Below are 26,643 nucleotides of genomic sequence, written 5' to 3' on the forward strand. Positions count from 1 at the left end.
AGTGAGGCACGATATGGATAACATTTTTACTCCAAGCGCAAAGAACGTATTGATTTTGGCACAAGAACAAGCCAAAGTGTTTGGCCACCAAGGGATTGGGACAGAACACTTATTACTAGCTTTATCTATGGAAGATAACGGCATCGCAAAGTCAGCCTTAAAGCAATGCGATGTACACGAAGATGATATTAAAGGCGAAATGGAAATCTTGGTTGGATACGGTAACTTAACCGATTCAGACAAGGACACATACCTACCATACTCACCTAAGGCTGAAGCAATCTTGACCTTATCTGGCCAAATTGCGAAGAAATACGGTGCAATTAAGATAGGAACAGAACACTTATTACTTGCCATCTTAGATACTCCAGACACTTTAGCTGCTAGAATTCTAGTGGCACTAAACGTGGTCGAAGTAAACGACGTAAAGAAGGTGCTATTACGCAAGATGGGATTCCCAGGCGATTCAAGTTCAAACTCAAAGAACATTCCACTACCAGGAACTAGAGCAGCTCGAAACAATGGAACTACTCCTACATTAGACTCACTTGCTACTGACCTTACTAAGTCAGCCAAAGATGGTCTAATTGATCCTACTATTGGTAGAGACGATGTTATCAAACGTGTAATTCAAATCCTTAGTCGTCGTACTAAGAACAACCCAGTGCTAATCGGGGAAGCAGGGGTAGGTAAGACTGCTGTTGTTGAAGGCTTGGCACTAAAGGTTGCTCACAGACAAGTTCCAGAAGACATGCAAAATAAGCGTATTATGATGCTTGAAATGGGAACTCTAGTCGCTGGTACTAAGTACCGTGGTGAGTTTGAAAAACGTTTAATGAAGATTATCAGTGAAATCAAGTCAGTTGGTAATGTAATCCTATTCATTGATGAACTACACACTCTAATGGGTGCCGGTGGTGCTGAAGGAGCTATCGATGCTTCTAACATCCTAAAGCCTGCGCTTGCAAGAGGAGATCTTCAAACCATCGGTGCTACTACTTTGGATGAATACCAAAAGTACATCGAAAAAGATGGTGCATTAGCTAGAAGATTCGCAACTGTTTCAGTTGATGAACCTACTAGAGATGAAGCTGTCGAAATCCTAAAGGGAATTCGTCCTAAGTACGAAAGCCACCACCAAGTAAAGATTACCGATGATGCGATTGAAAAGGCCGTTGATTTATCAAGCAGATACATCAGCAACCGTTTCCTACCTGATAAGGCAATCGACTTGATGGATGAAGCAGCCGCAATGGTTAGAATCAACAACCTAGACGAAAACAATCCATTAGAAGAACTAGAAAACAAGATTAACGAATACAGTACTCAAATGGAAAGTGCCATCGAAGAACAACGCTTCGAAGATGCCGTTTCACTTCGTCAAAAGGAACAAGAACTACAAGAAGAACTAAAGACTAAGCGTCAAGAAACCGCTGATATCAAAAAGCAACGTCAAGAAGACCACAACTTCGATATCGAAGAAACCGGTGAAGATGTCGCTAAGGTTGTCTCAGAATGGACTGGGGTTCCAGTAACTAAGATGACTAAGGCTGACAGCAAGCGTTTGGTTAACCTAGAATCAATCCTACACAAGAAGATTATTGGTCAAAACGAAGCCGTTTCTGCCGTATCACGTGCAATTAGACGTGCTAGAAGTGGAATCAAGGATCCAAATAGACCAATCGGTTCATTCATCTTCTTAGGTCCTACCGGTGTTGGTAAGACTGAATTAGCTAAGGACTTAGCTGAAGAAATGTTTGGTTCAAAGGATGACATTATCAGAATTGATATGTCAGAATACATGCAAAAGGAATCAGCTTCTCGAATGGTTGGTTCAGCTCCAGGATACGTTGGATACGATGAAGGTGGCCAATTGACCGAAAAGGTAAGACAACATCCATACTCAGTTGTCCTATTCGATGAAGTAGAAAAGGCTCATCCAGATGTCTTCAACTTGTTACTACAAGTATTAGATGATGGATACCTAACAGATTCTAAAGGTAGACATGTCGACTTTAGAAATACTGTCCTAATCATGACTTCTAACCTAGGTGCTAGAACACTACGTGATAAGAAGACTGTTGGTTTTGGTGCTGAACTAGATCATGACGATGAAAACTACAAGCTAATGAGAAAGACGGTCGAAGAACAAATGAAGAGATTCTTCAGACCAGAATTCTTAAACCGTATCGATGAAACAATCATCTTCCACGAACTAAACGAAAAACAAGTTCAAGAAATTGTTAAGCTAATGGCTAACGATTTATTGAAACGAGTTCACGACTTAGGCATCAACGTGAAGATGACTCCAGCAGCAATCGAATTAATTGCTAAGAATGGTTTCAATCCTGAATACGGTGCGCGTCCAATCCGTCGTGCGTTGCAAAACGATGTTGAAGATAAAGTTTCTGAAGAAATTCTTTCTGGTGAAATTAAACCAGGGGATGACGTTTCAATCGGAGCATCTAAAGGCAAGATTACAATCACTAAAAAAGAAGCCGTTAAGGCATAATAAAAAAGAGGGAATTATCCCTCTTTTTTATTGTCTAAATCTTGACTTTATATACCTTCGAGAGTATCATACTAAATATATAACTACGAAGTGAAATGTGTGTCGGCGATCTATTGTCCGTCAGACACGCCTATATTAACCAAAAATAAGCTTCAATTTGAATTGCTTATTTTGGTTTTTTTTTGCTCATTTTTAGATAAAAAGGGTAAAAAAATGCATTTGTAACACAATTGTAATATTTCACTTACGTAGAAATTTTTGGAGGGGTGAAGAACTTGGCAGGACATTTAGTTAAATATGGTAAACACCGTATTCGTAGAAGTTACTCTCAAATCAAGGAAGTTCTTGATTTACCTAATTTAATTGAAATTCAAACCGATTCATACAAGTGGTTCTTAGATGAAGGTTTGCGTGAAATGTTTAACAGCATTATGCCAATTGATGATTTCCAAGGAAAACTATCCTTAGAATTCGTTGATTACCAATTATTAGAACCTAAGTACACTGTTAATGAAGCAAGAGATCATGAGGCTAACTACTCAGCTCCACTTCATATCACATTGAAATTGACCAATCATGAAACTGGTGAAATTAAGACCCAAGATGTATTCTTTGGCGATTTCCCATTGATGACTGATCAAGGTACTTTCATTATTAACGGGGCAGAACGTGTAATTGTTTCACAATTAGTTCGTTCTCCTGGTGTATTCTTCCACAAAGAAGAAGACAAGAATGGACGTATCAGCTATGGTACTACTGTAATTCCTAACCGTGGTGCCTGGATGGAATTCGAAACTGACGCAAAGAACTTATCATACGTTCGTATTGATAGAACTAGAAAGCTACCAATTACTGAACTAGTTCGTGCATTAGGTTTCGGTTCAGATGACGAAATTACTCAAATTTTGGGTAGCAATGATAGTCTTTCATTGACTCTTGAAAAAGATGTCCACAAAGACACAGAAGATTCACGTGTTGAAGAAGCATTAAAGGACATTTACGAACGTCTACGTCCGGGTGAACCTAAGACTGCTGATTCATCTCGTAGCCTATTGACTACTCGTTTCTTCGATCCAAAACGTTACGACATGGCTCCTGTTGGTAGATACAAGACTAACAACAAGTTAAGCCTAAAGACTCGTTTACTAGGATTAACCCTTGCTGAAACTTTAGCTGATCCAGATACTGGTGAAATTATTGCTAAGAAGGGTACTGTAATTGATAAGAATGTCATGAAGGAATTAGCTCCATACTTGGACCGCGAAGACTTCAAGGCATACACTTTCAACCCTTCAGAACAATCAGTTGTTCCAGAACCAATGACTGTACAAATCATCAAAGTACAATCAGAAAAAGACCCAGATCATGTTGTTAACATGATTGGAAACGACAACATCTCATTGGATTACCATCACATCACTCCAGCAGATATCATTTCTGCTATCAACTACTTCTTCAACTTGCAAGAAGGAATTGGTGAACCTGATGATATTGACCATTTAGGTAACCGTCGTATCCGTTCTGTTGGTGAATTACTACAAAACCAATTCAGAATTGGTCTAGCAAGAATGGAACGTGTAGTAAGAGAACGTATGTCAATTCAAGACACTACTACTGTTACTCCACAACAATTAATCAACATTCGTCCTGTAGTAGCTTCAATTAAGGAATTCTTTGGTTCATCACAATTGTCACAATTCATGGACCAAACTAACCCATTGGGTGAATTAACTCATAAACGTCGTCTATCTGCATTGGGACCTGGTGGTTTGACCAGAGACCGTGCCGGATACGAAGTTCGTGACGTTCACTACACTCACTATGGTCGTATTTGTCCTATTGAAACTCCTGAAGGTCCTAACATTGGTTTGATTAACTCACTTTCAAGTTATTCTAAGGTTAACAAGTACGGTTTCGTGGAAACACCTTACCGTCGTGTATCATGGGATACTCACAAAGTAACTGATAAGATTGATTACTTATCAGCTGACGAAGAAGATAACTTCGTAGTTGCTCAAGCTAACTCTCCATTAAATGAAGACGGATCATTCAAGAACGATGTTGTTATGGCAAGATACAAGTCAAACAATATTGAAACTAAGATTGAAAACGTTGACTACATGGACGTTTCTCCTAAGCAAGTAGTTTCAGTTGCCACTGCATGTATTCCTTTCTTGGAAAACGATGACTCCAACCGTGCCTTGATGGGTGCCAACATGCAACGTCAAGCTGTTCCTTTGGTTAACCCACATGCACCACTAGTTGGTACTGGTATTGAATACAAGGCAGCTCATGACTCTGGTGTTGCTTTAATTTGTAAACACCCAGGTACTGTTGAATACGTTGACGCTGACGAAGTACGTGTTAGAAGAGAAGACGGTTCATTAGATACTTACAAGCTAATGAAGTTCCAACGTTCAAACGGTGGTAAGAACTACAACCAACGTCCAATCGTTCGTGTAAACGACAAGGTTGACGCTGATGAAATTCTAGCAGACGGTCCTTCAATGGAAAACGGAGAACTTGCTTTAGGTCAAAACCCAGTTGTTGCGTTCATGACTTGGCAAGGTTACAACTTCGAAGATGCCATTGGTATTTCAGAAAGATTAGTTCGAGAAGATGTATACACTTCAATTCATATTGAAGAATACGAATCAGAAACTAGAGATACCAAACTTGGACCTGAAGAAATGACTAGAGAAATTCCTAACGTTGGGGAAGACGCTTTAAGAAACCTTGACGAAGAAGGAACTATCAGAATTGGTGCTGAAGTACATGATGGTGACATCTTAGTTGGTAAGGTTACTCCTAAGGGTGTAACAGAATTATCAGCTGAAGAACGTTTACTACATGCTATCTTCGGTGAAAAGTCTAGAGAAGTCCGTGATACTTCACTACGTGTACCTCACGGTGGGGGCGGTATCGTTCAAGACGTTAAGGTCTTCACTAGAGAAAATGGTGATGAATTAGCACCAGGTGTAAACAAGATGGTTCGAGTTTACATTGCTCAAAAACGTAAGATCCAAGTAGGGGACAAGATGTCTGGTCGTCACGGTAACAAGGGTACTGTTTCCATTGTTATTCCTGAAGAAGATATGCCTTACTTACCAGATGGTACTCCAATTGATATCCTATTGAGTCCCATGGGTGTGCCTTCACGTATGAACATTGGACAAGTTCTTGAATTACACTTAGGTATGGCTGCTAAAAAACTAGGTATCCACGTAAGTACTCCGGTATTCGACGGTGCTCGTGATTCAGATATCTGGGACGCTGTTAAGGAAGCTGGTATGGCTTCAGACGGTAAGTCAGTTGTTTACGATGGTAGAACCGGTGAACCATTCGATAAACGTGTAGCAGTTGGTGTAATGCACTACTTGAAACTTGCTCACATGGTTGACGATAAGATCCATGCTCGTTCAATTGGACCTTACTCACTAGTTACTCAACAACCACTTGGTGGTAAAGCACAATTTGGTGGACAACGTTTTGGTGAAATGGAAGTTTGGGCCCTAGAAGCTTATGGTGCCGCATACACACTACAAGAAATCTTGACTTACAAGTCAGATGACGTTGTTGGTCGTGTTAAGACATACGAAGCTATTGTTAAGGGTGAACCAATTCCTAAGCCAGGTGTTCCTGAATCATTCCGTGTTCTTGTAAAAGAACTTCAAGCTCTAGGATTAGACATGAAGGTTCTTAACGAAGACAACCAAGAAATCGAACTTCGTGACTTAGACAGCGAAGAAGACGACGGTGTTGTTAACGTTGATGCTTTAAGCAAACTAGCTGAAAAGCAAAAGAAAGAACAAGAAGAAAAAGATGAAGAAAAGTCTGAACAAGACGATAAAGCAAACACCAACTTTAAGGAATAAAGAAAGGGGACTATCCATTGGTCGATGTAAACAAATTTTCAAGCATGCAAATTGGATTAGCTTCTTCTGATAAAATTCGTAGTTGGTCATTTGGTGAAGTTAAAAAGCCAGAAACTATCAACTACAGAACTTTAAAACCAGAAAAAGATGGTCTATTCGACGAAAGAATTTTCGGTCCTACAAAGGATTGGGAATGTGCTTGTGGTAAATATAAACGTATTAGATACAAGGGTATCGTCTGTGATCGTTGTGGAGTAGAAGTTACACGTGCTAAAGTACGTCGTGAACGTATGGGTCACATTGAATTAGCTGCTCCAGTAACTCACATTTGGTACTTCAAAGGAATTCCAAGTCGTATGGGTCTTGTGTTAGACATGAGCCCACGTGCTTTGGAAGAAATTATCTACTTTGCTTCATACGTTGTTACAGATCCTGGTGATACTCCACTAGAAAACAAGCAACTAATCTCAGAACAAGATTACCGTGAAAAGAAACTTGAATACGGTAACCGTTTCGAAGCTAAGATTGGTGCTGAAGCAATTAGAACTTTATTGAACAATGTTGATATCAATAAAGAAGTTGCTGAACTAAAAGATGAACTAAAGAAGGCTACTGGTCAAAAGCGTGTTAGAGCGGTTAGACGTCTAGATATTCTAGAAGCCTTCCTACAATCAGGTAATGACTTGTCATGGATGGTAATGGAAGCAATTCCAGTTATTCCACCTGACTTAAGACCAATGGTACAACTAGAAGGTGGCCGTTTCGCCACTTCTGACTTAAATGACTTGTACCGTCGTGTTATTAACAGAAATAACCGTCTAAAGAGATTATTAGATCTACATGCTCCTGGTATCATCGTTCAAAACGAAAAACGTATGCTACAAGAAGCTGTTGATGCTTTAATCGATAACGGTCGTCGTGGTCGTCCTGTTGCCGGTCCTGGTAACCGTCCACTTAAGTCACTATCACACATGCTTAAAGGTAAGCAAGGTCGTTTCAGACAAAACTTACTTGGTAAGCGTGTTGACTACTCTGGTCGTTCTGTTATTGATGTTGGACCATTCTTGAAGTTCAACCAAATGGGACTTCCAGTTCCAATGGCCATGGAATTATTCAAGCCTTTCATTATGAAAGAACTTGTAAAACGTGGTAGTGCTTCAAACATTAAGTCTGCTAAACGTCAAATCGAACGTAAAGATGAAGAAGTATTCGATGTATTGGATGACGTAATTAAGGAACATCCAGTATTACTTAACCGTGCGCCTACATTGCATAGATTAGGTATTCAAGCATTCGAACCAGTATTGGTTTCAGGTAAATCAATGCGTCTTCACCCATTAGCTTGTGAAGCTTACAACGCCGATTTTGATGGTGACCAAATGGCCATCCACGTTCCTTTATCAGACGAAGCACAAGCTGAATCAAGACTATTGATGCTAGCTGCTACTCATATTCTTGCCCCTCGTGATGGAAACCCAATCGTTGCTCCTTCTCAAGATATGGTTATCGGTAACTACTACCTAACTATGGAAGAAGAAGGCCGTGAAGGTGAAGGTATGATCTTCAACACACCTGAAGAAGCTAAACTTTCATACCAAAGTGGTTTAACTCACTGGCACACTCGTGTTGGTATTGCCGCTTCATCAATGAGCGAAAAGCCATTCACTGACGAACAAAAGGACAAGATTTTGGTAACAACTATTGGTAAGATTATCTTCAACGGTATTCTTCCAAAGACATTCCAATACTTGAACGAACCAACTGATACTAACCTACATGGTCACTTATCTGACAGTTTCTTCTTAGAACCTGGTGAAGATATCCATGAACACTTGAAGAATGCCCCTCTAAACGGTGCCTTCAAGAAAGGTTTCTTATCAGACATCATTGCTGAAGTTTACAAGCAATACAAGGTAACTGAAACTTCACAACTACTAGATAGAATGAAGGACTTAGGTTACAACGAATCAACTAAGTCAGGTTTAACTGTTGGTATCACTGATGTTACTGACCTTAAGTCAAAACCTCAAATTATTGCTGATTCACACAAAAAAGTTGAAAACGTTACAAAACAATTCCGTCGTGGTTTAATTACTGACCAAGAACGTTACGAAAGAGTTATCGGTATCTGGAGTGATGCTAAGGATGAAATTCAAAACGACTTGTTGAAGAACTTCGATCCTCAAAACCCTATCTTTATGATGAGTGACTCTGGTGCCCGTGGTAACATCTCTAACTTTACTCAATTAGCTGGTATGCGTGGTTTGATGGCCGCACCTAATGGTGAAATCATGGAACTACCTATCACTGCTAACTTCCGTGAAGGTCTATCAGTTCTTGAAATGTTCATTTCTACCCACGGTGCCCGTAAGGGTATGACTGATACTGCCTTGAAGACTGCCAACTCAGGTTACTTAACTCGTCGTCTAGTTGACGTGGCTCAAGACGTTATTATCAGAGAAGAAGATTGTAACACCGACCGTGGAGTTATCGTTGCTGCATTGAAGCAAGGTAATGAAATGATTGAACCTCTATACGACAGAATCATCGGTAGATATGCTATGAAGACAGTTAAGAACCCAGAAACTGGTGAAGTAATTGTTAAGCATAACCAAATGATTAACGAACCTGAAGCTGAAGCAATTGAAGCTGCTGGAATTGAAGAAGTTGAAATTCGTTCAGCATTCACTTGTAACACAGTTCACGGGGTTTGTGAAAAATGTTACGGTCGTAACTTAGCTACTGGTTCACCTGTAGAAGTTGGTGAAGCAGTTGGTACTGTTGCTGCTCAATCAATTGGTGAACCTGGTACTCAATTAACTATGCGTAACTTCCATACCGGTGGGGTTGCTGGTAACGCCGATATCACACAAGGTCTTCCTCGTGTTCAAGAAATCTTTGAAGCTAGAAACCCTAAAGGTAAAGCAGAAATTACTGAAGTTACAGGTACTGTATCTCTAATTGAAGAAAACCCTGCTGAAAGAGTGAAGGAAGTTACTGTTAAAGGTGACGCCGACACTAGAACTTACAAGGTTCCAATTAATGCTCGTATGAACGTGGCTGAAGGTGACTTCATCCGTCGTGGACAAGCTATTAATGAAGGTTCAATTGATCCTAAGGAACTTATCAAGGTTCGTGATTCACTATCAACTGAAGTATACTTGCTAAGTGAAGTTCAAAAGACTTACCGTATGCAAGGGGTAGAAGTTAGTGATAAGCATGCTGAAATCATGGTTCGTCAAATGCTACGTAAGGTAAGAATCATGGACTCAGGTGACACTGACGTTCTTCCAGGTACTTTAATGGATATTAATGACTTTAAGGAAGCTAATGCTGACGCAGTTATTTCTGGTAAGATTCCAGCAACTGCACGTCCAGTTATCTTAGGTATTACTAAGGCTGCCCTAGAAACTAACAGTTTCTTATCAGCTGCATCATTCCAAGAAACTACTCGTGTTCTAACAGATGCTGCTATCCGTGGAAAGAACGATCCATTAGTTGGTCTTAAGGAAAATGTTATTATTGGTAAGCTAATTCCAGCTGGTACTGGAATGAAGACTTACGGTGAAATCAACGCTAAAGTTGAAGAACAAGAATCACCAAAAGTTGATTCAAACGACGTTTACTCAATTAGCCAAATTGAAAAACGTATGAATGAAGAAGACGTAAATAACCAATAATTTACAACTTAAAAATAGCAATCGCTGAATAGCGGTTGCTATTTTTTTATACATAGAAACATCAAATAAGATAAATATATAAATGGAATAAACGGAATTTTACCACTGGCTTGTTTAATAAACGGATAGGCAACTAGTGCGAAGAGACTAGCAACAAAGATAATTAATAGAATGTGGTTACCGATTAATAGAAACAAAATCGCAAACAGATCAATATCTGCTTCACCGATAAAGTGATAGTTGTAGTTTAAAAGATAGAAGAAAAAATAAATCGGCATTAATATCAAAATTCTAGAGAAAGGGAGAGCAAAAATAAAAACAATTAATAGCAGTGAGTGTAGAATAATACTTGAAACCATTTGCTTGTGCATATCTTCTAGACTTAAGTAGAAAAGATAGACAATGATAAGCAATGGCAGCATACTTCTGGTTTCAATAAATATTAATGGAAAGATTGTGCCTAAGAACACTTCGTTTACAAACGAGAAACTCGAGTAGGTCTTATGACAGTACCTGCATCTACCATGATTGAGTAGATAAGAGAAGATAGGGATTAAATCAATCACCTCTAGTTGATGTTTGCAGACATCACAATGGGAGAATCCCAAGAGACTTTCTTGATGTTTTCGTCGATAGAATAGGGCAGTGAGAAATGATCCAAAGGAAGAACCTAGGATAAATAAAATGAATAAAAACATATTTAAAACCTCCAATATTATTTACGAAAGAATTCCTAAGTTTCATTGACACAAATTAGACGTCGTGATAATATTATTAAGTGCTTATTCATCCGGTGAACTTTTACATAAAAAAGAACCACCTGGATGTGTGGACTTAAAAATAAATTTTATTGGAAGGAGGAATTTTTAGATGCCTACTATTAACCAATTAGTACGTAAAGGTCGTCATTCTAGAAGTTCTAAATCAAAAGCCCCAGCTTTAAACCATGGGTACAACAGTTACAAGAAGAAGCAAACTAACAACCCTGCTCCTCAAAAACGTGGAGTAGCTACCCGTGTTGGTACTATGACTCCAAAGAAGCCTAACTCAGCTCTACGTAAGTACGCCCGTGTTAGACTTTCAAACTTGATTGAAGTTACTGCATACATTCCTGGTATTGGTCACAACCTTCAAGAACATAGTGTTGTTTTAATTCGTGGTGGTCGTGTTAAGGATTTACCTGGGGTACGTTACCACATCGTTCGTGGTGCTCTAGATACTGCCGGTGTTGCTGACCGTCGTCAAGGTCGTTCAAAATACGGTACTAAGAAGCCTAAAGACTAAAACATTTATTCCGCTATAAGAAAACAAGGAGGATTTTTAAATGCCAAGAAAAGGAAATGTTCAAAAACGTGAAGTTCTTCCTGATCCAATCTACAACTCAAAATTGGTTTCAAGCTTAATTAACCGTTTGATGTTAGATGGTAAGAGAGGAACTGCATCAGAAATTTTATATGGTGCATTTGATCTTATTAAGAAAGAAACTGGAAATGACCCAGTTGACGTATTCGAAGAAGCTATGAACAACGTTATGCCTGTACTAGAAGTTAAGGCTCGTCGTGTTGGTGGATCAAACTACCAAGTTCCTATCGAAGTACGTCCTGACCGTCGTGTTACTCTAGGTTTACGTTGGATCGTAAACTACGCACGTCTACGTGGTGAACACACAATGGTTGAACGCCTAGGTCGTGAACTTATGGATGCTGCTAACAACACAGGTGCTTCAGTTAAGAAACGTGAAGACACTCATAAGATGGCAGAAGCTAACCGTGCATTTGCTCACTACCGTTGGTAAAATAAACGTACAAACTTATTTGTACATTTAATTGAGTGGCTAATGTGTTATTATATTAGCCACTTTTTTACAAAAGAGATTTATTTTTGAGAGGAGAAACTTTTTATAATGGCTAACAAACGTGAATTCCCATTAGAAAAAACTCGTAATATCGGTATCACTGCTCATATTGATGCCGGTAAGACTACTGCTACTGAACGTATCTTGTACTACACTGGTAGAATCCACAAAATTGGTGAAACTCATGATGGTGCTTCACAAATGGACTGGATGGTACAAGAACAAGAACGTGGTATCACTATCACTTCAGCTGCTACTACTGCACGTTGGAAAGATACTCGTATCAACATCATCGATACTCCAGGACACGTGGACTTCACTGCCGAAGTTGAACGTTCACTACGTGTTCTAGATGGTTCAATTACTATCTTGGATGCTGCTGCTGGGGTTGAACCTCAAACAGAAACTGTTTGGCGTCAAGCTTCAGAATACGAAGTTCCTCGTATCGTATTCGCTAACAAGATGGATAAGCTAGGTGCTGACTTCGAAGCTTCTGTAGAATCTCTACACGAACGTCTAGATGCTAACGCACACGCTATCCAAATTCCTATCGGTAAGGAAGACACTTTCCAAGGTGTTATCGACCTAGTAGAAATGAAAGCATACATCTACGATCTAGATGAAAATGGTTCAAACTACGATATCGTTGATATTCCTGACGAATACAAAGAAAAAGCTGATGAAGCACGTGCTAACTTAATTGAATCACTTGCTGACATCAACGACGGAATCATGGAAAAATACCTTGAAGGTGAAGAAATTTCAGTTGATGAAATTAAAGCTGCCATTCGTCAAGGTACTCTTAACTTAGAATACTACCCAGTATTAGCTGGTTCAGCATTCAAGAACAAGGGTATCCAAATGTTAATGGACGCCGTATTGGACTTCTTACCATCACCACTTGATGTTCGTCCATACAAGGCTACTGATCCTGAATCAGGTGAAGATGTTGAACTTAAAGCTGATGACAACAAGCCATTTGCTGCCCTAGCATTTAAGGTTGCAACTGACCCATTCGTTGGTCGTTTAACTTTCATTCGTGTATACCAAGGTACTCTAGAATCAGGTTCATACGTTCTTAACGCAACTAAGGACAAACGTGAACGTGTTGGTCGTTTACTACAAATGCACTCAAATGATAGAACTGAAATCCCAGAAGTGTTCTCTGGTGATATCGCTGCCGCTATCGGTTTGAAGAACACCACTACTGGTGACTCACTAACTGATCAAAAGCACCCATTACACCTAGAATCAATGGTATTCCCAGATCCAGTTATTTCTGTGTCTGTTGAACCTAAGACTAAGGCTGACCAAGACAAGATGAACATTGCCCTACAAAAGCTATCAGAAGAAGATCCTACATTTAAGGCTGAAACTGATAACGAAACTGGTGAAACTATTATCGCCGGAATGGGTGAACTTCACTTGAACATCATCGTTGACCGTATGAAACGTGAATTCAAGGTTGAAGCTACTATTGGTCAACCACAAGTTGCCTACAGAGAAGCATTTACTAAGCCAACTAAGGCTCAAGGTAAATTCGTTCGTCAATCTGGTGGTAAAGGTCAATATGGTGACGTTTGGATTGAATTTACTCCAAATGAAACTGGTAAAGGTTTCGAATTCGAAAATGCTATCGTTGGTGGGGTTGTTCCTCGTGAATACATTCCTTCAGTTGAACAAGGTCTAAAAGAATCAATGGCAAACGGTGTTCTTGCTGGTTACCCATTGATTGACGTTAAGGCTAAGTTATATGATGGTAGTTACCATGATGTCGATTCATCAGAAGCTGCATTTAAGGTTGCTGCATCATTAGCATTAAGAAATGCTGCTAAGTCAGCTGGTCCAGTTATCCTAGAACCAATCATGAAAGTTGATATCGTGGTTCCAGAAGAATACATGGGTGATGTTATGGGACAAGTTACTGCACGTCGTGGTAACGTTGACGGTATGGAAGTTAGAAACAAAGCTCAACTAATCCATGCTATGGTTCCACTATCAGAAATGTTCGGTTACGCAACTACATTGCGTTCAGCATCTCAAGGTAGAGGTACTTTCTCAATGACATTCGATCACTACTCACCAGTTCCAGCCGCAGTTCAAGAAGAAATTATTGAAAAGAACGGTGGAAACAAGTAATTAATGTTTCTAAATTAAGAAGTGTTGATTAATTTCAATGCTTCTTTTTTTGTACATAAAAAAAATCATTTATAAAAATAGGGGAATTTTAACCATTAATATGTATAAAAAAGAAAAATTTTATAATTTATTGGTGTTTTTATATTTATTTAAATGATTTAGTTTTATGATCGAACAAATATAATATGGAAGAAAAAATAAAAAATTTCAAATTTTTTTGAAAAAAGTTGGAATAAAAAATTTAAAAATAATTTCAATAAAATGAGTGAAAACCCTTGAAACACCGCAGAAAATCTAGTATTATATACAAGTACCTGTTCGAGGGGTTAGTATGCTCTCAAGCAGATATGAGAAAAGCGTTGATGTGGGAGGTTGCGACACACCCGGCCACTTTGTCATGAAGGGTGCGCCGGTAATTTCCACGGAGTTAGTCGTATTTAAAATACAGACGAGGAGGGAAAATAATGGCAAAGCAAAAGATTCGTATCCGTTTAAAGGCATATGAACATCGTACTTTAGATCAATCAGCTGAAAAGATTGTGGCTACTGCGCAAAGAACTGGTGCTAGTGTTTCTGGTCCAATTCCATTGCCAACAGATAGAACTGTTTATACTGTTCTAGCTTCACCACATAAGTTTAAGAAGTCACGTGAACAATTTGAAATGTTGACTCACAAACGTCTTATCGACATCTTAAACCCAACACCAAAAACAGTTGATTCACTAATGAAGCTTGATTTACCAAGCGGTGTTGATATCGAAATTAAACTATAATTAATCAAAATTACAATATATCGGAGGTGTACTCATGACCAGAAAAGGAATCTTAGGTAGAAAAGTCGGAATGACTCAAGTTTTCACTGAAAACGGTGAATTAGTACCAGTTACTGTTGTAGATGTAACTCCAAACGTTGTTCTACAAACAAAATCAACTGAAACTGATGGATACAACGCTATCCAACTTGGTTACGAAGACAAACGTGATGTTTTAAGTAACAAACCAGAAAAAGGTCATGTAGCAAAAGCAAATACAAATCCTAAGCGCTTCATTAAAGAAATCAGAGATGTTGAGCTTAGCGATTACAATGTAGCAGACGAAATCAAGGCAGACATTTTTGAAGCCGGTGACATCGTAGATGTAACAGGTATCACAAAGGGTCATGGTTACCAAGGTAACATTCATAAGGATGGTCAAGCTAGAGGTCCTGAAACTCACGGTTCTAGATACCACCGTCGTCCTGGTTCACTTGGTGTAATTATCAACCGTGTTACTAAGGGTATGAAATTACCAGGTAGAATGGGTAACAAACAAGTTACTATTCAAAATCTTGAAGTAGTTAAGGCTGACGTTGACAACAACGTAATCCTAATTAAGGGTAACGTTCCTGGTGCCAACAAGTCATTCCTAACTGTTAAATCTGCAGCTCGCGGATCACAAAAATAAGAAAGGAGGAACCATAAATGACAAGCGTAGCATTATACAAACAAGATGGTAGCAAGAACGGAAACGTTGAATTAAACGATGAAATCTTTGCTATCGAACAAAACGACAGTGTTGTATTTGACGTTGTTTTGATGCAAAGAGCATCAATGCGCCAAGGTACACATGCTGTAAAGAACAGAAGCGCTGTTAGAGGTGGTGGTAAGAAGCCATGGCGTCAAAAGGGTACTGGACGTGCTCGTCAAGGTTCAATCCGTTCACCACAATGGCGTGGGGGTGGAATTGTCTTCGGACCAACTCCTCGTTCATACAGCTACCACTTACCAAAGAAGGTTAGCCGTCTAGCTATCAAGTCTGTTCTATCAGAAAAGGTTGCTAACGACAACTTCGTAGTTGTTGACTCATTAAGCTTCGATGCTCCTAAGACTAAAGACTTCTCAGAAGCACTAAACAAGCTAAATGCTTCAACTAAGACATTAGTAGTCTTGGAAGAAGACAACAAGAACGCTGTATTATCAGCTCGTAACCTAAAGAACGTTGAAATCGTTTCAGCTAAAGGTTTAAACACATTGAGCGTTGTAAACAGTGACAAGATTGTCATCACAAAGGCTGCTCTTTCTCAAGTAGAGGAGGTGCTCGCATAATGGAATCACGTGATATTATCCTACGTCCCGTTATTACAGAACAATCAACTGCTATGATGGACGAAAAGAAATACACTTTTGATGTTGACTTACGAGCAACTAAAACACAAGTGAAGAACGCAATTCAAGACATCTTTGATGTTAAAGTTGCAAATGTAAATATTATGAATCTTAAAGGTAAGCTAAAGCGCCAAGGTCGTTTCTCTGGTTACACTAAGAAGCGTCGTAAAGCGATCGTTACTTTATCAAACGATTCAAAAGAAATTAACTTATTTAGCAATAAATAAAATATCAATTTAGGAGGAAAACACCGTGGCTATTAAAAAATACAAGGCAACCAGTAATGGTCGTCGTAACATGACTAGCATTGACTACAGTGTTTTGACTACTTCAAAACCTGAAAAGTCATTATTGGCTCCTAAGTCACACACTGCTGGTCGTAACAACTATGGTCATATGACTGTTCGTCACCGTGGTGGTGGTAACAAGAATCAATACCGTATTATTGATTTCAAGCGTAACCATGACGACGTTGATGGTATCGTTAAGACTATCGAATACGATCCAAACCGTACTGCTAACATTGCGTTAGTTGTTTACACTGACGGTATCAAGTCATACATTCTAGCACCTAAGGGTCTAAAAGTTGGCGACAAGGTTCAATCAGGACCAAACGCTGATATCAAACCAGGTAATGCATTAGCATTGAAGGATATCCCTGTAGGTACAGTTATTCACAATATCGAATTAAAACCAGGTAAGGGTGGACAATTAGTTCGTTCTGCTGGTACTTCAGCTCAACTATTGGGTAAGGAAGGAAAATACGTACTAGTTCGTCTAGCATCAGGTGAAGTTCGTATGATTCTTTCAGTTAACCGTGCAACTATTGGTAGCATTGGTAACGAAGAACACTCATTAGTTAACATTGGTAAAGCTGGTCGTAACCGTTACAAGGGCCAACGTCCACACGTTCGTGGTTCTGTAATGAACCCTAACGATCACCCTCATGGTGGTGGTGAAGGTAAAGCTCCAGTTGGTTACCCATCACCATTATCACCATGGCACAAGAAGACTGTTGGTAAGAAGACTCGTAGTAAGAAGGCTCGTTCCAACAAGTTCATCGTTCGCCGTCGTAAGGGATCAAAGATGTAATAAACTAAGTTATACCTTCGGGTATACACTTCCCTATACTGATTTTGAAGAGGAGGTTTCATAATGTCTCGTAGTTTAAAAAAGGGACCTTTTGCCGATAAGCATCTTTTAAAGAAAATCGATGCTCAAAAAGACCAAGACAAGAAAGACGTAATCAAGACATGGTCACGTCGTTCAACAATCTTCCCTAGTTTCATTGGCTACACTATCGCTGTTTATGATGGAAGAAAGAACGTTCCAGTTTATATTCAAGAAGATATGGTAGGTCACAAACTAGGTGAATTCGTACCAACTCGTACTTTCCATGGACATGGAAACGACGATAAGAAAACTGTTTAAGCAAGGAGGATAACAAATGGCTGAACAAGTTACATCAGCAAAAGCTACTGCTAGAACTGTTCGCATTGCCGCACGTAAGGTCCGCCTTGTAGTTGATCTTATTAGAGGTAAAAGCGTTTCAGAAGCAGCTGCAATCTTGAAGTTCACTCCAAGAGGAGCTTCACCAGTTGTTTCAAAAGTTTTAATGTCAGCTGTAGCAAATGCAGAAAATAATTTTGATTTAGATCGTGAAGACTTGGTAGTAAGCGAAGTTTTTGTTAACGAAGGACCAACTTTAAAACGTTTCCGTCCAAGAGCAAAAGGTTCTGCTTCTCCAATCAACAAACGTACTAGTCATATCACAGTTGTAGTATCAGAAAAATAGGAGGGATTAGCCGTGGGTCAAAAAGTAAATCCTACTGGATTACGTGTCGGAGTTATTCGCGATTGGGACGCAAAATGGTACGCTGAAAAAGCTGATTTTGCTAACGATTTAAACGAAGACCTAAAAATCCGTGAATACATTAGTAAGAGACTCGCTGACGCTTCCGTATCAAGAGTTGTTATCGAACGTGCTGCAAAGCGTGTTAACGTTTCAATTCACACTGCTAAACCAGGTATGGTTATCGGTAAAGGCGGATCAGAAGTCGAAAATCTTCGTAAAGAATTAAACAATTTAACAGGTAAGAGAGTTCACATCAACATCATCGAAATCAAGAAACCTGATTTAGATGCAAAACTTGTTGGTGAAAACATTGCTCGTCAATTGGAAGGCCGTGTAGCATTCCGTCGTGCAATGCGTCAATCAATGCAACGCTCTCGTCGTGCCGGTGCTAAGGGTATCAAAACTCAAGTTGCTGGTCGTCTAAATGGTGCAGATATGTCACGTGTGGAAGCATACGCTGAAGGAACTGTTCCATTGCATACACTAAGAGCAGACATCGATTACGCTTGGGAAGAAGCTCACACTACTTACGGATCAATTGGTGTAAAAACTTGGATCTACCGTGGTGAAGTTTTACCACAAGCAGTTAACGATGCTCAAGAAAACGATAAAGGAGGGAAATAAACATGCTAGTACCAAAACGTGTTAAGTTCCGTCGTGAACACCGTGGTAAGTTACGTGGTCATTCAAAGGGTGGAAACACTGTTTCATTCGGTGAATTTGGTTTACAATCAATCGATTCACATTGGATCACTAACCGTCAAATCGAAGCTTGTCGTATTGCTATGACAAGACATATGAAGCGTGGTGGGAAAGTTTGGATTAAGATTTTCCCTCACAAGTCATACACTGAAAAAGGTGTAGGGGTTCGTATGGGTAATGGTAAAGGTTCTCCAGCAGGATGGGTTGCTCCAGTTAAACGTGGAAAAGTCCTATTCGAAGTTGGTGGAGTTTCTGAAGAAGTTGCTCTAGAAGCTTTACGTTTAGCTTCAGCTAAACTTCCTGTTCGAACAAAGATTATTAAACGTGAGGAAGTAGGTGGCGAATCAAATGAAGGCTAAAGAAATTAATGAACTAACCACTGCTCAAATGCATGAAAAAGAACAAAGCTACAAAGAAGAACTATTCAACCTTCGTTTTCAATTAGCTACTGGTCAATTGGAAAACACTGCAAGATTGAAGCAAGTTCGTAAGAACATTGCACGTATCAAAACTGCTTTGCGTCAACAAGAACTAAACAAATAGAATACGATAGGAGGTCAATGTAATATGGAACGTAATATGCGTAAGGTCTACAGAGGCCGTGTTGTTTCAGACAAGATGGACAAAACCATCACTGTTGTTGTTGAAACTTACAAAACACATCCTACTTACGGAAAACGTGTTAAGTACTCAAAGAAGTACAAGGCTCATGATGAAAACAATGAAGCTAAAATGGGCGATGTTGTAGAAATTATGGAAACACGTAAGCTATCAGCTACTAAGAATTTCCGTCTAGTTAATATCGTTGAAAAAGCTGTTATTATCTAACATAAGAATTTTATCGTATTCTGAGTAAATACCGGAAGGAGGGTATTAGCTAATGATTCAACAAGAAAGTCGTTTGAAAGTTGCTGATAACTCAGGTGCTCGTGAACTTTTAACTATTAAAGTTTTAGGTGGATCAAGCAGAAGATATGCAGGTATCGGTGATATCATTGTTGCTACTGTTAAACAAGCAACACCAGGTGGCGTTGTCAAAAAGGGTGACGTTGTTAAGGCTGTAATCGTAAGAACTAAGTCAGTATCACGTCGTGCAGATGGTTCATACATCCGTTTCGATGAAAATGCTGCCGTACTTGTTCAAGATGATAAAAGTCCAAAGGGAACTCGTATTTTCGGACCAGTTGCACGTGAACTACGTGACAACGAATTCATGAAGATCGTTTCTCTAGCCCCTGAAGTACTTTAATTAATCAATGTCAACCAAGGAGGTGCCAAGAAATGTTTATTAAAACCGGTGACAAAGTTCGCGTTATTAGTGGTAAGGATAAAGGTAAAGAAGGTACTGTTACCAAGACTATCGCTTCAAAAGATCGCGTAATCGTTGAAGGCATTAACATTGTTAAGAAACATCAAAAAGCTTCACAAGCTAACCCACAAGGTGGCATTAATGAAGTTGAAGCTCCTATTCATGTTTCAAACGTTATGTTAATTGACCCATCAACTAACGAACCAACTAAGGTTGGATTCAAAATTGAAAATGGTAAGAAAGTTCGTATTTCTAAAAAATCAAACAAATCAATCGATTAAAATTTAATTGAAAGGAGGATACCTTTCCATGTCAAACCGTTTACAAGAAAAGTACAAAAATGAAATTACAAAAGCATTAGTTGAAAAGTTTAACTACTCTTCAGTTATGCAAGCTCCAAAAATTGAAAAGATCGTTCTAAACATGGGTGTTGGTGACGCTGTTACTAACGCTAAGAACTTAGACGAAGCTGTTTCAGAATTAACTCTAATTTCTGGTCAAAAACCTCTAGTAACTAAGGCTAAGAAATCAATCGCCGGCTTCCGTTTACGTGAAGGTATGTCAATTGGTGCCAAAGTTACTCTACGTGGTGAACGTATGTATGACTTCTTAGACAAGTTAGTTAACGTTTCATTACCACGTGTTCGTGATTTCCATGGTGTTAACAACCGTTCATTCGACGGTCGTGGTAACTACACTCTAGGTATTCGTGAACAATTAATTTTCCCAGAAATTAACTACGATAACGTTAACCGTGTACGTGGATTAGACATCGTTATTGTTACAACTGCTAACACTGACGAAGAATCCAAAGAATTGTTAACTCAATTCGGTATGCCATTTGCAAAATAATAGGAGGGTATAAATAATATGGCTAGAAAAGCATTAGTTGTAAAAAGTGAACGTCCTGCTAAATTCTCAACAAGAAATTACACTCGTTGCGAACGCTGTGGTAGACCTCATTCAGTTTACAAGAAGTTTCATTTATGCCGTCTATGCATCAGAGATCTTGCGCACAAAGGCCAAATCCCTGGTATGAAGAAGGCAAGTTGGTAAAATTAACTATAATTAGATAGGAGGTCTACGTTAATGTCCATGACAGATCCAATCGCTGACTTATTAACTAGAATTCGTAACGCCAACATGGCTCGTCACGATTCAGTTGAAGTTCCAGCTTCAAAAATCAAAAACAACATTGCTGAAATCTTAAAACGTGAAGGTTTCGTTCGCGATGTTGAATACGTTGAAGACGACAAACAAGGCGTTATCCGCGTATTCCTAAAATATGGTAAGAACAATGAACGTGTTATCACTGGTTTGAAGCGTATTTCAAAACCTGGTCTACGTTCATACGTAAAATCTGATTCAATTCCTAAGGTATTAAATGGTTTAGGTATTGCAATTATCTCAACTTCTGAAGGTGTTATCACTGATAAAGAAGCTCGTGCTAAAAAAATTGGTGGAGAAGTATTAGCTTACATTTGGTAATACTTTTTGCTTGAATTGGAGGTGTAATGAAATGAGTCGTATTGGTTACAGAAAGATTGTTTTACCTGAAGGTGTTGAATTATCAACTGAAGGTAACAACGTAACTGTTAAAGGTGCTAAGGGTTCACTAACTCGTGAATTCTCACCAATTATCAAGATGAACGTTAATGATAACGTTGTAACTTTTGAACCAGCAGTTAGATACGATAACAAGACCCGTGCAATGCACGGTACTATGCGTGCTAACTTAAACAACATGGTTGAAGGTGTATCAAATGGTTTTACTAAGACACTTAAGCTAGTCGGTGTTGGTTACCGTGCTCAAGCTAAAGGTTCTGTCCTAGAATTAAACGTTGGTTACTCCAACCCTGTTGAAATGCAAATCAATGATGATCTTAAGGTTGAAACTCCAGATAGTTTAACTATTACTATCAGCGGTATCAACAAAGAACACGTTGGTGACTTTGCAGCTCGTGTTCGTGCTGTTCGTTCACCTGAACCTTACAAGGGTAAAGGTATTCGTTACGAAAACGAAGTTGTACGTCGTAAGGAAGGTAAGACAGGTAAGTAATGAGTTAGATCTCATTGCTTAACTATTTTAATTAATATTTAAGAGGTGACTATTTTGATTAATAAACCAGATAAAAACAAGACACGTCAACGTCGTCACTTGCGTGTCCGTAACAAAATCTCTGGTACTGCTGTGTGCCCACGTTTGAACGTTTACCGTTCTAACAAAAACATCTACGCTCAAGTTATTGATGACGTAGCGGGTGTTACGCTTGCTAGTGCCTCAACTCTAGACAAAGAAGTTAACGGTTCAAACAAGACTGAACAAGCATCATCTGTTGGTGCTTTAGTTGCCAAACGTGCCGTTGAAAAAAATGTTAAAAATGTTGTTTTCGACCGTGGTGGTTACTTATACCATGGACGTGTACAAGCTCTTGCTGAAGCTGCACGTGAAAACGGACTAGAATTTTAATAAAAGGAGGAATAACCGCAATGGCTGAATTTATTGATCCAAATAAATTAGAACTTGAAGATACTGTCGTATCAATCAACCGTATTACTAAGGTTGTTAAAGGTGGACGTCGTCTACGTTTTGCTGCTTTAGTTGTTGTTGGTGATAGAAATGGTCACGTCGGATTCGGTACTGGTAAAGCTCAAGAAGTTCCAGATGCTATCCGTAAGGCTGTTGAAGATGGTCGTAAGAACTTAATTAGTGTTCCTAAGGTTGGTACTACTATTCCTCATGAAATTATCGGTACTTATGGTGGTGGTAAGATCATGTTAAAACCTGCTGAAGAAGGTTCTGGTGTTGCCGCTGGTGGTGCCGTTCGTTCAGTTATGGAATTAGCTGGTATTGACGATGTTACAAGTAAGCGTTTAGGTTCAGATACTCCAATCAATGCTATTCGTGCTACTTTTGAAGGACTAAAAGCATTGAAGAGTGCAGAAAAAGTTGCTACTTTACGTGGCGTTTCTGCTCAACATTTAGCAGAATAAGGAGGGGTTAGAAGATGGCTCAATTAAAGATTACTTTAACTCACAGTGCAGAACACCGTCTCCCCAAACAACGTAAAATTGTTAAGGCGCTAGGTTTAGGTCGTATTAACAGTACTGTTGTTAAACCTGACAACGAAGCAACTCGTGGAGCATTGTTCCATATCGCACACTTAGTTAAAGTTGAACAAGTTAAGTAATAAATAACAAGGAGGTGCACTTCAAATGAAATTACATGAATTAAAAGCTGCCGAAGGTTCACGTTCATCAAGACAACGTCTAGGTCGTGGATTAGGAAGTAAAGGTAAGACTTCTGGTCGTGGACAAAAGGGTCAAAAGGCTCGTAGTAAGACACGTGTTGGATTCGAAGGGGGCCAAATGCCTTTCTACCGTAGAATTCCTAAGCGTGGTTTCACTAACATTAACCGTAAGGAATACGCTATCGTTAACTTATCTACTTTAGATCAATTTGACGACGGTGTTGAAGTTACACCAGAAACTTTAATGGAAGCTGGTATCGTTAAGAGTGCCAAGGATGGAATTAAGATTCTAGGTAACGGTGAACTTAACAAGAAGCTAACTGTTAAGGCTAACAAATTTTCTGATGCTGCTAAATCAGCCATCGAAAATGCTGGCGGTAAGATCGAGGTGATCTAAATGCTATCAGCCTTGAAAAACGCTTTTAAGGTAAAAGATATTAGAAATAAAATCATGTTTACTTTGGGAGTATTGATTGTTTTTAGATTAGGTGCTTATATTACAGTTCCTGGTATAAATGCTAAAGCACTCCAAAGCGTTGCTTCATCTGGCTTGGTTAGCATTTTAAACACCTTTAGTGGTGGTGGATTAACTAACTATTCACTATTTGCTATGGGTGTTTCACCATATATTACTGCGCAAATCATCGTTCAACTATTACAAATGGACATCGTTCCTCGTTTTGTTGAATGGAGCAAACAAGGTGACGTGGGTAGACGTAAGTTGAACCAAGTTACCAGAATACTTACAGTATTTCTTGCTTTCGTGCAGTCTATTGGAATTACAGCCGGATTTAACACTTTAAGCAGTTTGAACCTTGTTCAAAATCCTGGTCCTGCTACTTATTTGAGTATCGGTTTAATTTTAACCGGTGGTTCAATGTTAACAACTTGGATGGGTGACATGATTACTGATCGTGGTATCGGTCAAGGTGTTTCAATGATCATCTTCGCCGGTATTATCGCAAGAATTCCTACAGGAGTTCAACAATTATATAAGGAATACATCGTTGGAGATACTTCTTCACAATTATGGCCTTCTATCTTATTCTTAGCTGCGCTATTCGTTGTAATTCTAATAATTGTTACTTTTGTTACCTGGTTCCAACAAGCTGAACGTAGGATTCCAATTCAATATACTAGAAGAGAAACAGGCGCGGGTGACAATAGTTACCTACCTTTAAAGGTTAACGTTGCCGGTGTTATCCCTGTTATCTTCGCCAGTTCGTTTATCTCAACACCACAAGCAATCTTGCTTTTCTTTGCAGGTAAACATTCTGGTGATGGTTGGTACCAAGTATTGAGTAACGTATTTAATATGCAAACTCTTTCAGGTGCTACCTTATACACTGTATTAATTGTTGTCTTTACATTCTTTTACGCTTTTGTTCAAGTTAACCCTGAAAAACTTTCAGAAAACTTGCAAAAACAAGGAAGCTATATTCCAGGTGTTTGGCCAGGAAATGGAACTCAAACTTACGTATCAAAAGTCTTAATGAGACTTAGCGTAGTTGGAGCCCTATTCCTAGGAATTGTTGCTTTAATTCCTTTAATTGCACAAAACGTTTGGAGCTTAGACGAATCCATCGGTTTAGGTGGTACTAGTTTACTAATTGTTGTTGGTGTTGCCATCGAAACAATTAGACAAATTCGTGGTTTAATGATGAAACAAGAATATGTTGGATTCATTCAATCACCTCGTCCAAATGATTTATAAAAGTGTGAATGGAGGTAATTAAATATGTCAATGAACTTAATCTTAATGGGGCTTCCTGGAGCTGGTAAAGGTACACAAGCTGAATCCATTATTGAAAATTATGGTATTCCACATATCTCTACTGGAGATATCTTTCGTGCCGCTATAAAAGACCAAACTGAAATGGGATTAAAGGCAAAACAATATATTGACAAAGGGAACTTGGTTCCTGATGATGTAACATGTGGAATTGTTAAAGATCGTCTTGCACAAGATGATACTAAAAAAGGATATATGTTAGACGGTTTTCCTAGAACTATCGAACAAGCAAATGCTTTACAAGAAATTTGTAAAGAGCTTGATCGTCCATTGGATGCTGTTATAAATATTGACGTTGACCCTAAAGTTCTTGTTGATCGACTTTCTGGTAGATTTATTTGTAAGAACTGTGGTGCCACTTACCACAAGCTATACAAAATGCCAAAAGTTGAAGATACTTGTGATATTTGTGGTGGCCATGAATTTTATCAACGTAGTGATGACAAGCCTGAAACAGTTAAGAATCGTTTAGATGTAAACATCAAGATGAATACACCATTAATTGATTTTTACAAAGAACGTGATTTATTATTCACTGTTGATGGTGGTCAAGATATTGATGATGTTACTAAAGACATTGACAAAATACTTAAGCAATTCTAGTAATTGCTTCTGCGGCTAGCATTTGTTGCTGGAAGTATGTTTGTGTGATAAACTAACCCATGTGTATTTGCGATTAGCTACATGGCGGTCTTTGTCGATAATATCTTGGCATTTGGCTACCTTTATGTAGTAATCGTATTTTTCGAGGAGGAAAATTCTTTGTCTAAAGATAATGTTATTGAAATTGAAGGTAAGGTTAGCGAAACCTTACCAAATGCTATGTTTCGTGTTGAACTAGAAAATGGTCACGAAATTTTAGCTCACGTTTCCGGTAAGATTAGAATGCATTACATTCGTATTTTACCTGGTGATCGTGTCACAGTTGAAATGTCACCATATGATTTAAGCAAGGGACGTATTACTTACCGTTATAAGTAAGGATACTGTCTTGAAGTATAGGAGGGTTATATAATGAAGGTTCGTCCATCAGTAAAACCAATGTGTGAAAATTGTAAAGTAATTAAGAGAAAAGGCCGTGTTATGGTCATTTGCTCAAATCCAAAACATAAACAAAGACAAGGTAAGTAATTTTATATAAACAGGAGGTGTGTTTGAATGGCTCGTATCGCCGGAATTGATTTACCACGTGATAAGCGTATCGTTATTGGTCTAACTAGCATCTTTGGAATCGGTCAAAGCAGAGCTGCTGAAATCCTTTCAAAGGCTGGCGTTTCAGAAGATGTTCGTGTTCGTGATCTAACTCCAGACCAAGAAGATAAAATCCGTGAAGTTGTTGACAATTACAAAATTGAAGGTGACTTACGTCGTGAAGTAAGAATGAATATCAAGAAGCTTCAAGAAATTGGTTCTTACCGTGGAATGCGTCACCGTCGTGGTTTACCTGTTAGAGGTCAACACACAAAGAACAACGCCCGTACTCGTAAGGGTAAAAAAGTAACTATTGCTGGTAAGAAAAAATAATAAAT

The 26,643-nt window shown here is 38.9% G+C and carries 33 protein-coding genes and 1 pseudogene; 32 read left to right on the forward strand and 2 right to left on the reverse strand.

Features of this window, described 5'->3' with window-relative positions; genetic code table 11:
- Nucleotides 1-13: 13 nt before the first annotated feature.
- From ACOMA7_RS04045 to rpoC, 3 genes are all read left to right on the forward strand, one after another.
- On the forward strand, nt 14-2,512 hold the full coding sequence (locus ACOMA7_RS04045; protein ID WP_041152922.1) for an ATP-dependent Clp protease ATP-binding subunit: 2,499 nt from the start codon (nt 14-16) through the stop codon (nt 2,510-2,512).
- Between the two features lie 266 nt (nt 2,513-2,778).
- Nucleotides 2,779-6,387 carry a DNA-directed RNA polymerase subunit beta gene (gene rpoB / locus ACOMA7_RS04050; RefSeq protein WP_034534412.1) on the forward strand — a complete coding sequence of 1,203 codons (3,609 nt, stop codon included), beginning with the start codon at nt 2,779-2,781 and terminating at the stop codon, nt 6,385-6,387.
- Between the two features lie 17 nt (nt 6,388-6,404).
- Entirely contained in the window at nt 6,405-10,067 is a 3,663-nt protein-coding gene (gene rpoC / locus ACOMA7_RS04055; RefSeq protein ID WP_041152920.1) for a DNA-directed RNA polymerase subunit beta', read from the forward strand.
- A gap of 38 nt (nt 10,068-10,105) precedes the next feature.
- On the opposite strand, the gene ACOMA7_RS04060 is transcribed toward rpoC, so the two are convergent.
- Both ACOMA7_RS04060 and ACOMA7_RS04065 read right to left on the reverse strand, forming a co-directional pair.
- The gene (locus ACOMA7_RS04060; protein ID WP_225349261.1) at nt 10,106-10,345 is read right to left on the reverse strand and encodes a hypothetical protein; all 240 of its coding nucleotides are present in this window, start codon (nt 10,343-10,345) and stop codon (nt 10,106-10,108) included.
- A 168-nt stretch (nt 10,346-10,513) separates the two neighbouring features.
- Nucleotides 10,514-10,765 (reverse strand): annotated as a pseudogene (locus ACOMA7_RS04065) (prepilin peptidase); the annotation flags it as partial.
- A gap of 172 nt (nt 10,766-10,937) precedes the next feature.
- Here ACOMA7_RS04065 and rpsL point away from each other — a divergent pair.
- The 29 genes from rpsL to rpsM all read left to right on the forward strand — a co-directional run bounded on the left by rpsL (nt 10,938) and on the right by rpsM (nt 26,638).
- Nucleotides 10,938-11,351: a 30S ribosomal protein S12 gene (gene rpsL / locus ACOMA7_RS04070; RefSeq protein WP_034531492.1), complete on the forward strand. Its 414-nt coding sequence runs from the start codon at nt 10,938-10,940 to the stop codon at nt 11,349-11,351.
- A 40-nt stretch (nt 11,352-11,391) separates the two neighbouring features.
- Nucleotides 11,392-11,862: a 30S ribosomal protein S7 gene (gene rpsG / locus ACOMA7_RS04075; protein ID WP_034531493.1), complete on the forward strand. Its 471-nt coding sequence runs from the start codon at nt 11,392-11,394 to the stop codon at nt 11,860-11,862.
- 108 nt (nt 11,863-11,970) lie between these two features.
- Complete coding sequence (gene fusA / locus ACOMA7_RS04080; protein ID WP_057198200.1) at nt 11,971-14,061, forward strand: elongation factor G; 2,091 nt, start codon at nt 11,971-11,973, stop codon at nt 14,059-14,061.
- A gap of 464 nt (nt 14,062-14,525) precedes the next feature.
- Entirely contained in the window at nt 14,526-14,834 is a 309-nt protein-coding gene (gene rpsJ / locus ACOMA7_RS04085; protein WP_034531495.1) for a 30S ribosomal protein S10, read from the forward strand.
- A 34-nt stretch (nt 14,835-14,868) separates the two neighbouring features.
- Nucleotides 14,869-15,504 carry a 50S ribosomal protein L3 gene (rplC, locus tag ACOMA7_RS04090; RefSeq protein WP_034531496.1) on the forward strand — a complete coding sequence of 212 codons (636 nt, stop codon included), beginning with the start codon at nt 14,869-14,871 and terminating at the stop codon, nt 15,502-15,504.
- Nucleotides 15,505-15,521: 17 nt separating this feature from the next.
- A complete protein-coding gene (gene rplD / locus ACOMA7_RS04095) occupies nt 15,522-16,145 on the forward strand; it encodes a 50S ribosomal protein L4 (protein WP_034531497.1) in 624 nt (207 codons plus the stop codon).
- Nucleotides 16,145-16,432: a 50S ribosomal protein L23 gene (gene rplW / locus ACOMA7_RS04100; RefSeq protein WP_034531498.1), complete on the forward strand. Its 288-nt coding sequence runs from the start codon at nt 16,145-16,147 to the stop codon at nt 16,430-16,432. The genes rplD and rplW overlap by 1 nt, the downstream gene beginning before the upstream one ends.
- A gap of 25 nt (nt 16,433-16,457) precedes the next feature.
- Nucleotides 16,458-17,297 (forward strand): 50S ribosomal protein L2, encoded by an 840-nt coding sequence (gene rplB, locus ACOMA7_RS04105; protein ID WP_034531499.1) that lies wholly within the window; start codon nt 16,458-16,460, stop codon nt 17,295-17,297.
- A gap of 63 nt (nt 17,298-17,360) precedes the next feature.
- Entirely contained in the window at nt 17,361-17,636 is a 276-nt protein-coding gene (gene rpsS, locus ACOMA7_RS04110) for a 30S ribosomal protein S19 (protein WP_034531502.1), read from the forward strand.
- A gap of 16 nt (nt 17,637-17,652) precedes the next feature.
- The gene (rplV, locus tag ACOMA7_RS04115; RefSeq protein ID WP_034531503.1) at nt 17,653-18,000 is read left to right on the forward strand and encodes a 50S ribosomal protein L22; all 348 of its coding nucleotides are present in this window, start codon (nt 17,653-17,655) and stop codon (nt 17,998-18,000) included.
- Between the two features lie 12 nt (nt 18,001-18,012).
- Nucleotides 18,013-18,684 carry a 30S ribosomal protein S3 gene (gene rpsC / locus ACOMA7_RS04120; RefSeq protein WP_034531504.1) on the forward strand — a complete coding sequence of 224 codons (672 nt, stop codon included), beginning with the start codon at nt 18,013-18,015 and terminating at the stop codon, nt 18,682-18,684.
- Nucleotides 18,685-18,686: 2 nt separating this feature from the next.
- The gene (gene rplP / locus ACOMA7_RS04125; protein WP_034531505.1) at nt 18,687-19,121 is read left to right on the forward strand and encodes a 50S ribosomal protein L16; all 435 of its coding nucleotides are present in this window, start codon (nt 18,687-18,689) and stop codon (nt 19,119-19,121) included.
- A complete protein-coding gene (rpmC, locus tag ACOMA7_RS04130; protein WP_034531506.1) occupies nt 19,111-19,305 on the forward strand; it encodes a 50S ribosomal protein L29 in 195 nt (64 codons plus the stop codon). The genes rplP and rpmC overlap by 11 nt, the downstream gene beginning before the upstream one ends.
- Nucleotides 19,306-19,329: 24 nt before the next feature.
- Nucleotides 19,330-19,590, forward strand: a complete 261-nt coding sequence (rpsQ, locus tag ACOMA7_RS04135) for a 30S ribosomal protein S17 (protein WP_034531507.1) — start codon at nt 19,330-19,332, stop codon at nt 19,588-19,590.
- A gap of 52 nt (nt 19,591-19,642) precedes the next feature.
- Nucleotides 19,643-20,011 carry a 50S ribosomal protein L14 gene (rplN, locus tag ACOMA7_RS04140; protein ID WP_034531509.1) on the forward strand — a complete coding sequence of 123 codons (369 nt, stop codon included), beginning with the start codon at nt 19,643-19,645 and terminating at the stop codon, nt 20,009-20,011.
- A 32-nt stretch (nt 20,012-20,043) separates the two neighbouring features.
- Nucleotides 20,044-20,352 carry a 50S ribosomal protein L24 gene (gene rplX, locus ACOMA7_RS04145; protein ID WP_034531511.1) on the forward strand — a complete coding sequence of 103 codons (309 nt, stop codon included), beginning with the start codon at nt 20,044-20,046 and terminating at the stop codon, nt 20,350-20,352.
- A gap of 28 nt (nt 20,353-20,380) precedes the next feature.
- Entirely contained in the window at nt 20,381-20,923 is a 543-nt protein-coding gene (gene rplE, locus ACOMA7_RS04150) for a 50S ribosomal protein L5 (RefSeq protein WP_034534416.1), read from the forward strand.
- An 18-nt stretch (nt 20,924-20,941) separates the two neighbouring features.
- On the forward strand, nt 20,942-21,127 hold the full coding sequence (locus ACOMA7_RS04155) for a type Z 30S ribosomal protein S14 (protein WP_034531514.1): 186 nt from the start codon (nt 20,942-20,944) through the stop codon (nt 21,125-21,127).
- Between the two features lie 33 nt (nt 21,128-21,160).
- Entirely contained in the window at nt 21,161-21,559 is a 399-nt protein-coding gene (gene rpsH / locus ACOMA7_RS04160; RefSeq protein WP_034531516.1) for a 30S ribosomal protein S8, read from the forward strand.
- Nucleotides 21,560-21,590: 31 nt separating this feature from the next.
- The gene (gene rplF / locus ACOMA7_RS04165; protein WP_054608320.1) at nt 21,591-22,130 is read left to right on the forward strand and encodes a 50S ribosomal protein L6; all 540 of its coding nucleotides are present in this window, start codon (nt 21,591-21,593) and stop codon (nt 22,128-22,130) included.
- A gap of 54 nt (nt 22,131-22,184) precedes the next feature.
- A complete protein-coding gene (gene rplR, locus ACOMA7_RS04170; RefSeq protein ID WP_080695536.1) occupies nt 22,185-22,541 on the forward strand; it encodes a 50S ribosomal protein L18 in 357 nt (118 codons plus the stop codon).
- Nucleotides 22,542-22,561: 20 nt separating this feature from the next.
- The gene (gene rpsE / locus ACOMA7_RS04175; protein ID WP_034531520.1) at nt 22,562-23,065 is read left to right on the forward strand and encodes a 30S ribosomal protein S5; all 504 of its coding nucleotides are present in this window, start codon (nt 22,562-22,564) and stop codon (nt 23,063-23,065) included.
- 14 nt (nt 23,066-23,079) lie between these two features.
- Complete coding sequence (gene rpmD / locus ACOMA7_RS04180) at nt 23,080-23,262, forward strand: 50S ribosomal protein L30 (protein WP_034531522.1); 183 nt, start codon at nt 23,080-23,082, stop codon at nt 23,260-23,262.
- A 25-nt stretch (nt 23,263-23,287) separates the two neighbouring features.
- Nucleotides 23,288-23,719 (forward strand): 50S ribosomal protein L15, encoded by a 432-nt coding sequence (gene rplO / locus ACOMA7_RS04185; protein WP_034531523.1) that lies wholly within the window; start codon nt 23,288-23,290, stop codon nt 23,717-23,719.
- The gene (gene secY, locus ACOMA7_RS04190; RefSeq protein WP_034531525.1) at nt 23,720-25,036 is read left to right on the forward strand and encodes a preprotein translocase subunit SecY; all 1,317 of its coding nucleotides are present in this window, start codon (nt 23,720-23,722) and stop codon (nt 25,034-25,036) included.
- A gap of 30 nt (nt 25,037-25,066) precedes the next feature.
- Nucleotides 25,067-25,717 carry an adenylate kinase gene (locus ACOMA7_RS04195; protein WP_277813699.1) on the forward strand — a complete coding sequence of 217 codons (651 nt, stop codon included), beginning with the start codon at nt 25,067-25,069 and terminating at the stop codon, nt 25,715-25,717.
- 159 nt (nt 25,718-25,876) lie between these two features.
- Complete coding sequence (gene infA, locus ACOMA7_RS04200; protein ID WP_034531529.1) at nt 25,877-26,095, forward strand: translation initiation factor IF-1; 219 nt, start codon at nt 25,877-25,879, stop codon at nt 26,093-26,095.
- A gap of 33 nt (nt 26,096-26,128) precedes the next feature.
- On the forward strand, nt 26,129-26,245 hold the full coding sequence (gene rpmJ / locus ACOMA7_RS04205; protein WP_034531530.1) for a 50S ribosomal protein L36: 117 nt from the start codon (nt 26,129-26,131) through the stop codon (nt 26,243-26,245).
- Nucleotides 26,246-26,272: 27 nt separating this feature from the next.
- On the forward strand, nt 26,273-26,638 hold the full coding sequence (gene rpsM, locus ACOMA7_RS04210; protein ID WP_034531532.1) for a 30S ribosomal protein S13: 366 nt from the start codon (nt 26,273-26,275) through the stop codon (nt 26,636-26,638).
- The last annotated feature ends 5 nt before the right edge of the window (nt 26,639-26,643 follow it).

The organism is Apilactobacillus intestinapis (genome assembly GCF_049166695.1).
Lineage (GTDB): Bacteria > Bacillota > Bacilli > Lactobacillales > Lactobacillaceae > Apilactobacillus > Apilactobacillus kunkeei_C.

Excerpts from the sequence above, each read along its gene's own strand:
- ACOMA7_RS04045 (WP_041152922.1), top strand. The coding sequence starts at position 14 with ATGGATAACATTTTTACTCCAAGCGCAAAGAACGTATTGATTTTGGCA.
- ACOMA7_RS04060 (WP_225349261.1), bottom strand. The coding sequence starts at position 10,345 with ATGCCGATTTATTTTTTCTTCTATCTTTTAAACTACAACTATCACTTT.
- rpsL (WP_034531492.1), top strand. The coding sequence starts at position 10,938 with ATGCCTACTATTAACCAATTAGTACGTAAAGGTCGTCATTCTAGAAGT.
- rpsG (WP_034531493.1), top strand. The coding sequence starts at position 11,392 with ATGCCAAGAAAAGGAAATGTTCAAAAACGTGAAGTTCTTCCTGATCCA.
- fusA (WP_057198200.1), top strand. The coding sequence starts at position 11,971 with ATGGCTAACAAACGTGAATTCCCATTAGAAAAAACTCGTAATATCGGT.
- rpsJ (WP_034531495.1), top strand. The coding sequence starts at position 14,526 with ATGGCAAAGCAAAAGATTCGTATCCGTTTAAAGGCATATGAACATCGT.
- rplC (WP_034531496.1), top strand. The coding sequence starts at position 14,869 with ATGACCAGAAAAGGAATCTTAGGTAGAAAAGTCGGAATGACTCAAGTT.
- rplD (WP_034531497.1), top strand. The coding sequence starts at position 15,522 with ATGACAAGCGTAGCATTATACAAACAAGATGGTAGCAAGAACGGAAAC.
- rplW (WP_034531498.1), top strand. The coding sequence starts at position 16,145 with ATGGAATCACGTGATATTATCCTACGTCCCGTTATTACAGAACAATCA.
- rpsS (WP_034531502.1), top strand. The coding sequence starts at position 17,361 with ATGTCTCGTAGTTTAAAAAAGGGACCTTTTGCCGATAAGCATCTTTTA.
- rplV (WP_034531503.1), top strand. The coding sequence starts at position 17,653 with ATGGCTGAACAAGTTACATCAGCAAAAGCTACTGCTAGAACTGTTCGC.
- rplP (WP_034531505.1), top strand. The coding sequence starts at position 18,687 with ATGCTAGTACCAAAACGTGTTAAGTTCCGTCGTGAACACCGTGGTAAG.
- rpmC (WP_034531506.1), top strand. The coding sequence starts at position 19,111 with ATGAAGGCTAAAGAAATTAATGAACTAACCACTGCTCAAATGCATGAA.
- rpsQ (WP_034531507.1), top strand. The coding sequence starts at position 19,330 with ATGGAACGTAATATGCGTAAGGTCTACAGAGGCCGTGTTGTTTCAGAC.
- rplN (WP_034531509.1), top strand. The coding sequence starts at position 19,643 with ATGATTCAACAAGAAAGTCGTTTGAAAGTTGCTGATAACTCAGGTGCT.
- rplX (WP_034531511.1), top strand. The coding sequence starts at position 20,044 with ATGTTTATTAAAACCGGTGACAAAGTTCGCGTTATTAGTGGTAAGGAT.
- rplE (WP_034534416.1), top strand. The coding sequence starts at position 20,381 with ATGTCAAACCGTTTACAAGAAAAGTACAAAAATGAAATTACAAAAGCA.
- ACOMA7_RS04155 (WP_034531514.1), top strand. The coding sequence starts at position 20,942 with ATGGCTAGAAAAGCATTAGTTGTAAAAAGTGAACGTCCTGCTAAATTC.
- rpsH (WP_034531516.1), top strand. The coding sequence starts at position 21,161 with ATGTCCATGACAGATCCAATCGCTGACTTATTAACTAGAATTCGTAAC.
- rplF (WP_054608320.1), top strand. The coding sequence starts at position 21,591 with ATGAGTCGTATTGGTTACAGAAAGATTGTTTTACCTGAAGGTGTTGAA.
- rpsE (WP_034531520.1), top strand. The coding sequence starts at position 22,562 with ATGGCTGAATTTATTGATCCAAATAAATTAGAACTTGAAGATACTGTC.
- rpmD (WP_034531522.1), top strand. The coding sequence starts at position 23,080 with ATGGCTCAATTAAAGATTACTTTAACTCACAGTGCAGAACACCGTCTC.
- rplO (WP_034531523.1), top strand. The coding sequence starts at position 23,288 with ATGAAATTACATGAATTAAAAGCTGCCGAAGGTTCACGTTCATCAAGA.
- secY (WP_034531525.1), top strand. The coding sequence starts at position 23,720 with ATGCTATCAGCCTTGAAAAACGCTTTTAAGGTAAAAGATATTAGAAAT.
- ACOMA7_RS04195 (WP_277813699.1), top strand. The coding sequence starts at position 25,067 with ATGAACTTAATCTTAATGGGGCTTCCTGGAGCTGGTAAAGGTACACAA.
- rpmJ (WP_034531530.1), top strand. The coding sequence starts at position 26,129 with ATGAAGGTTCGTCCATCAGTAAAACCAATGTGTGAAAATTGTAAAGTA.
- rpsM (WP_034531532.1), top strand. The coding sequence starts at position 26,273 with ATGGCTCGTATCGCCGGAATTGATTTACCACGTGATAAGCGTATCGTT.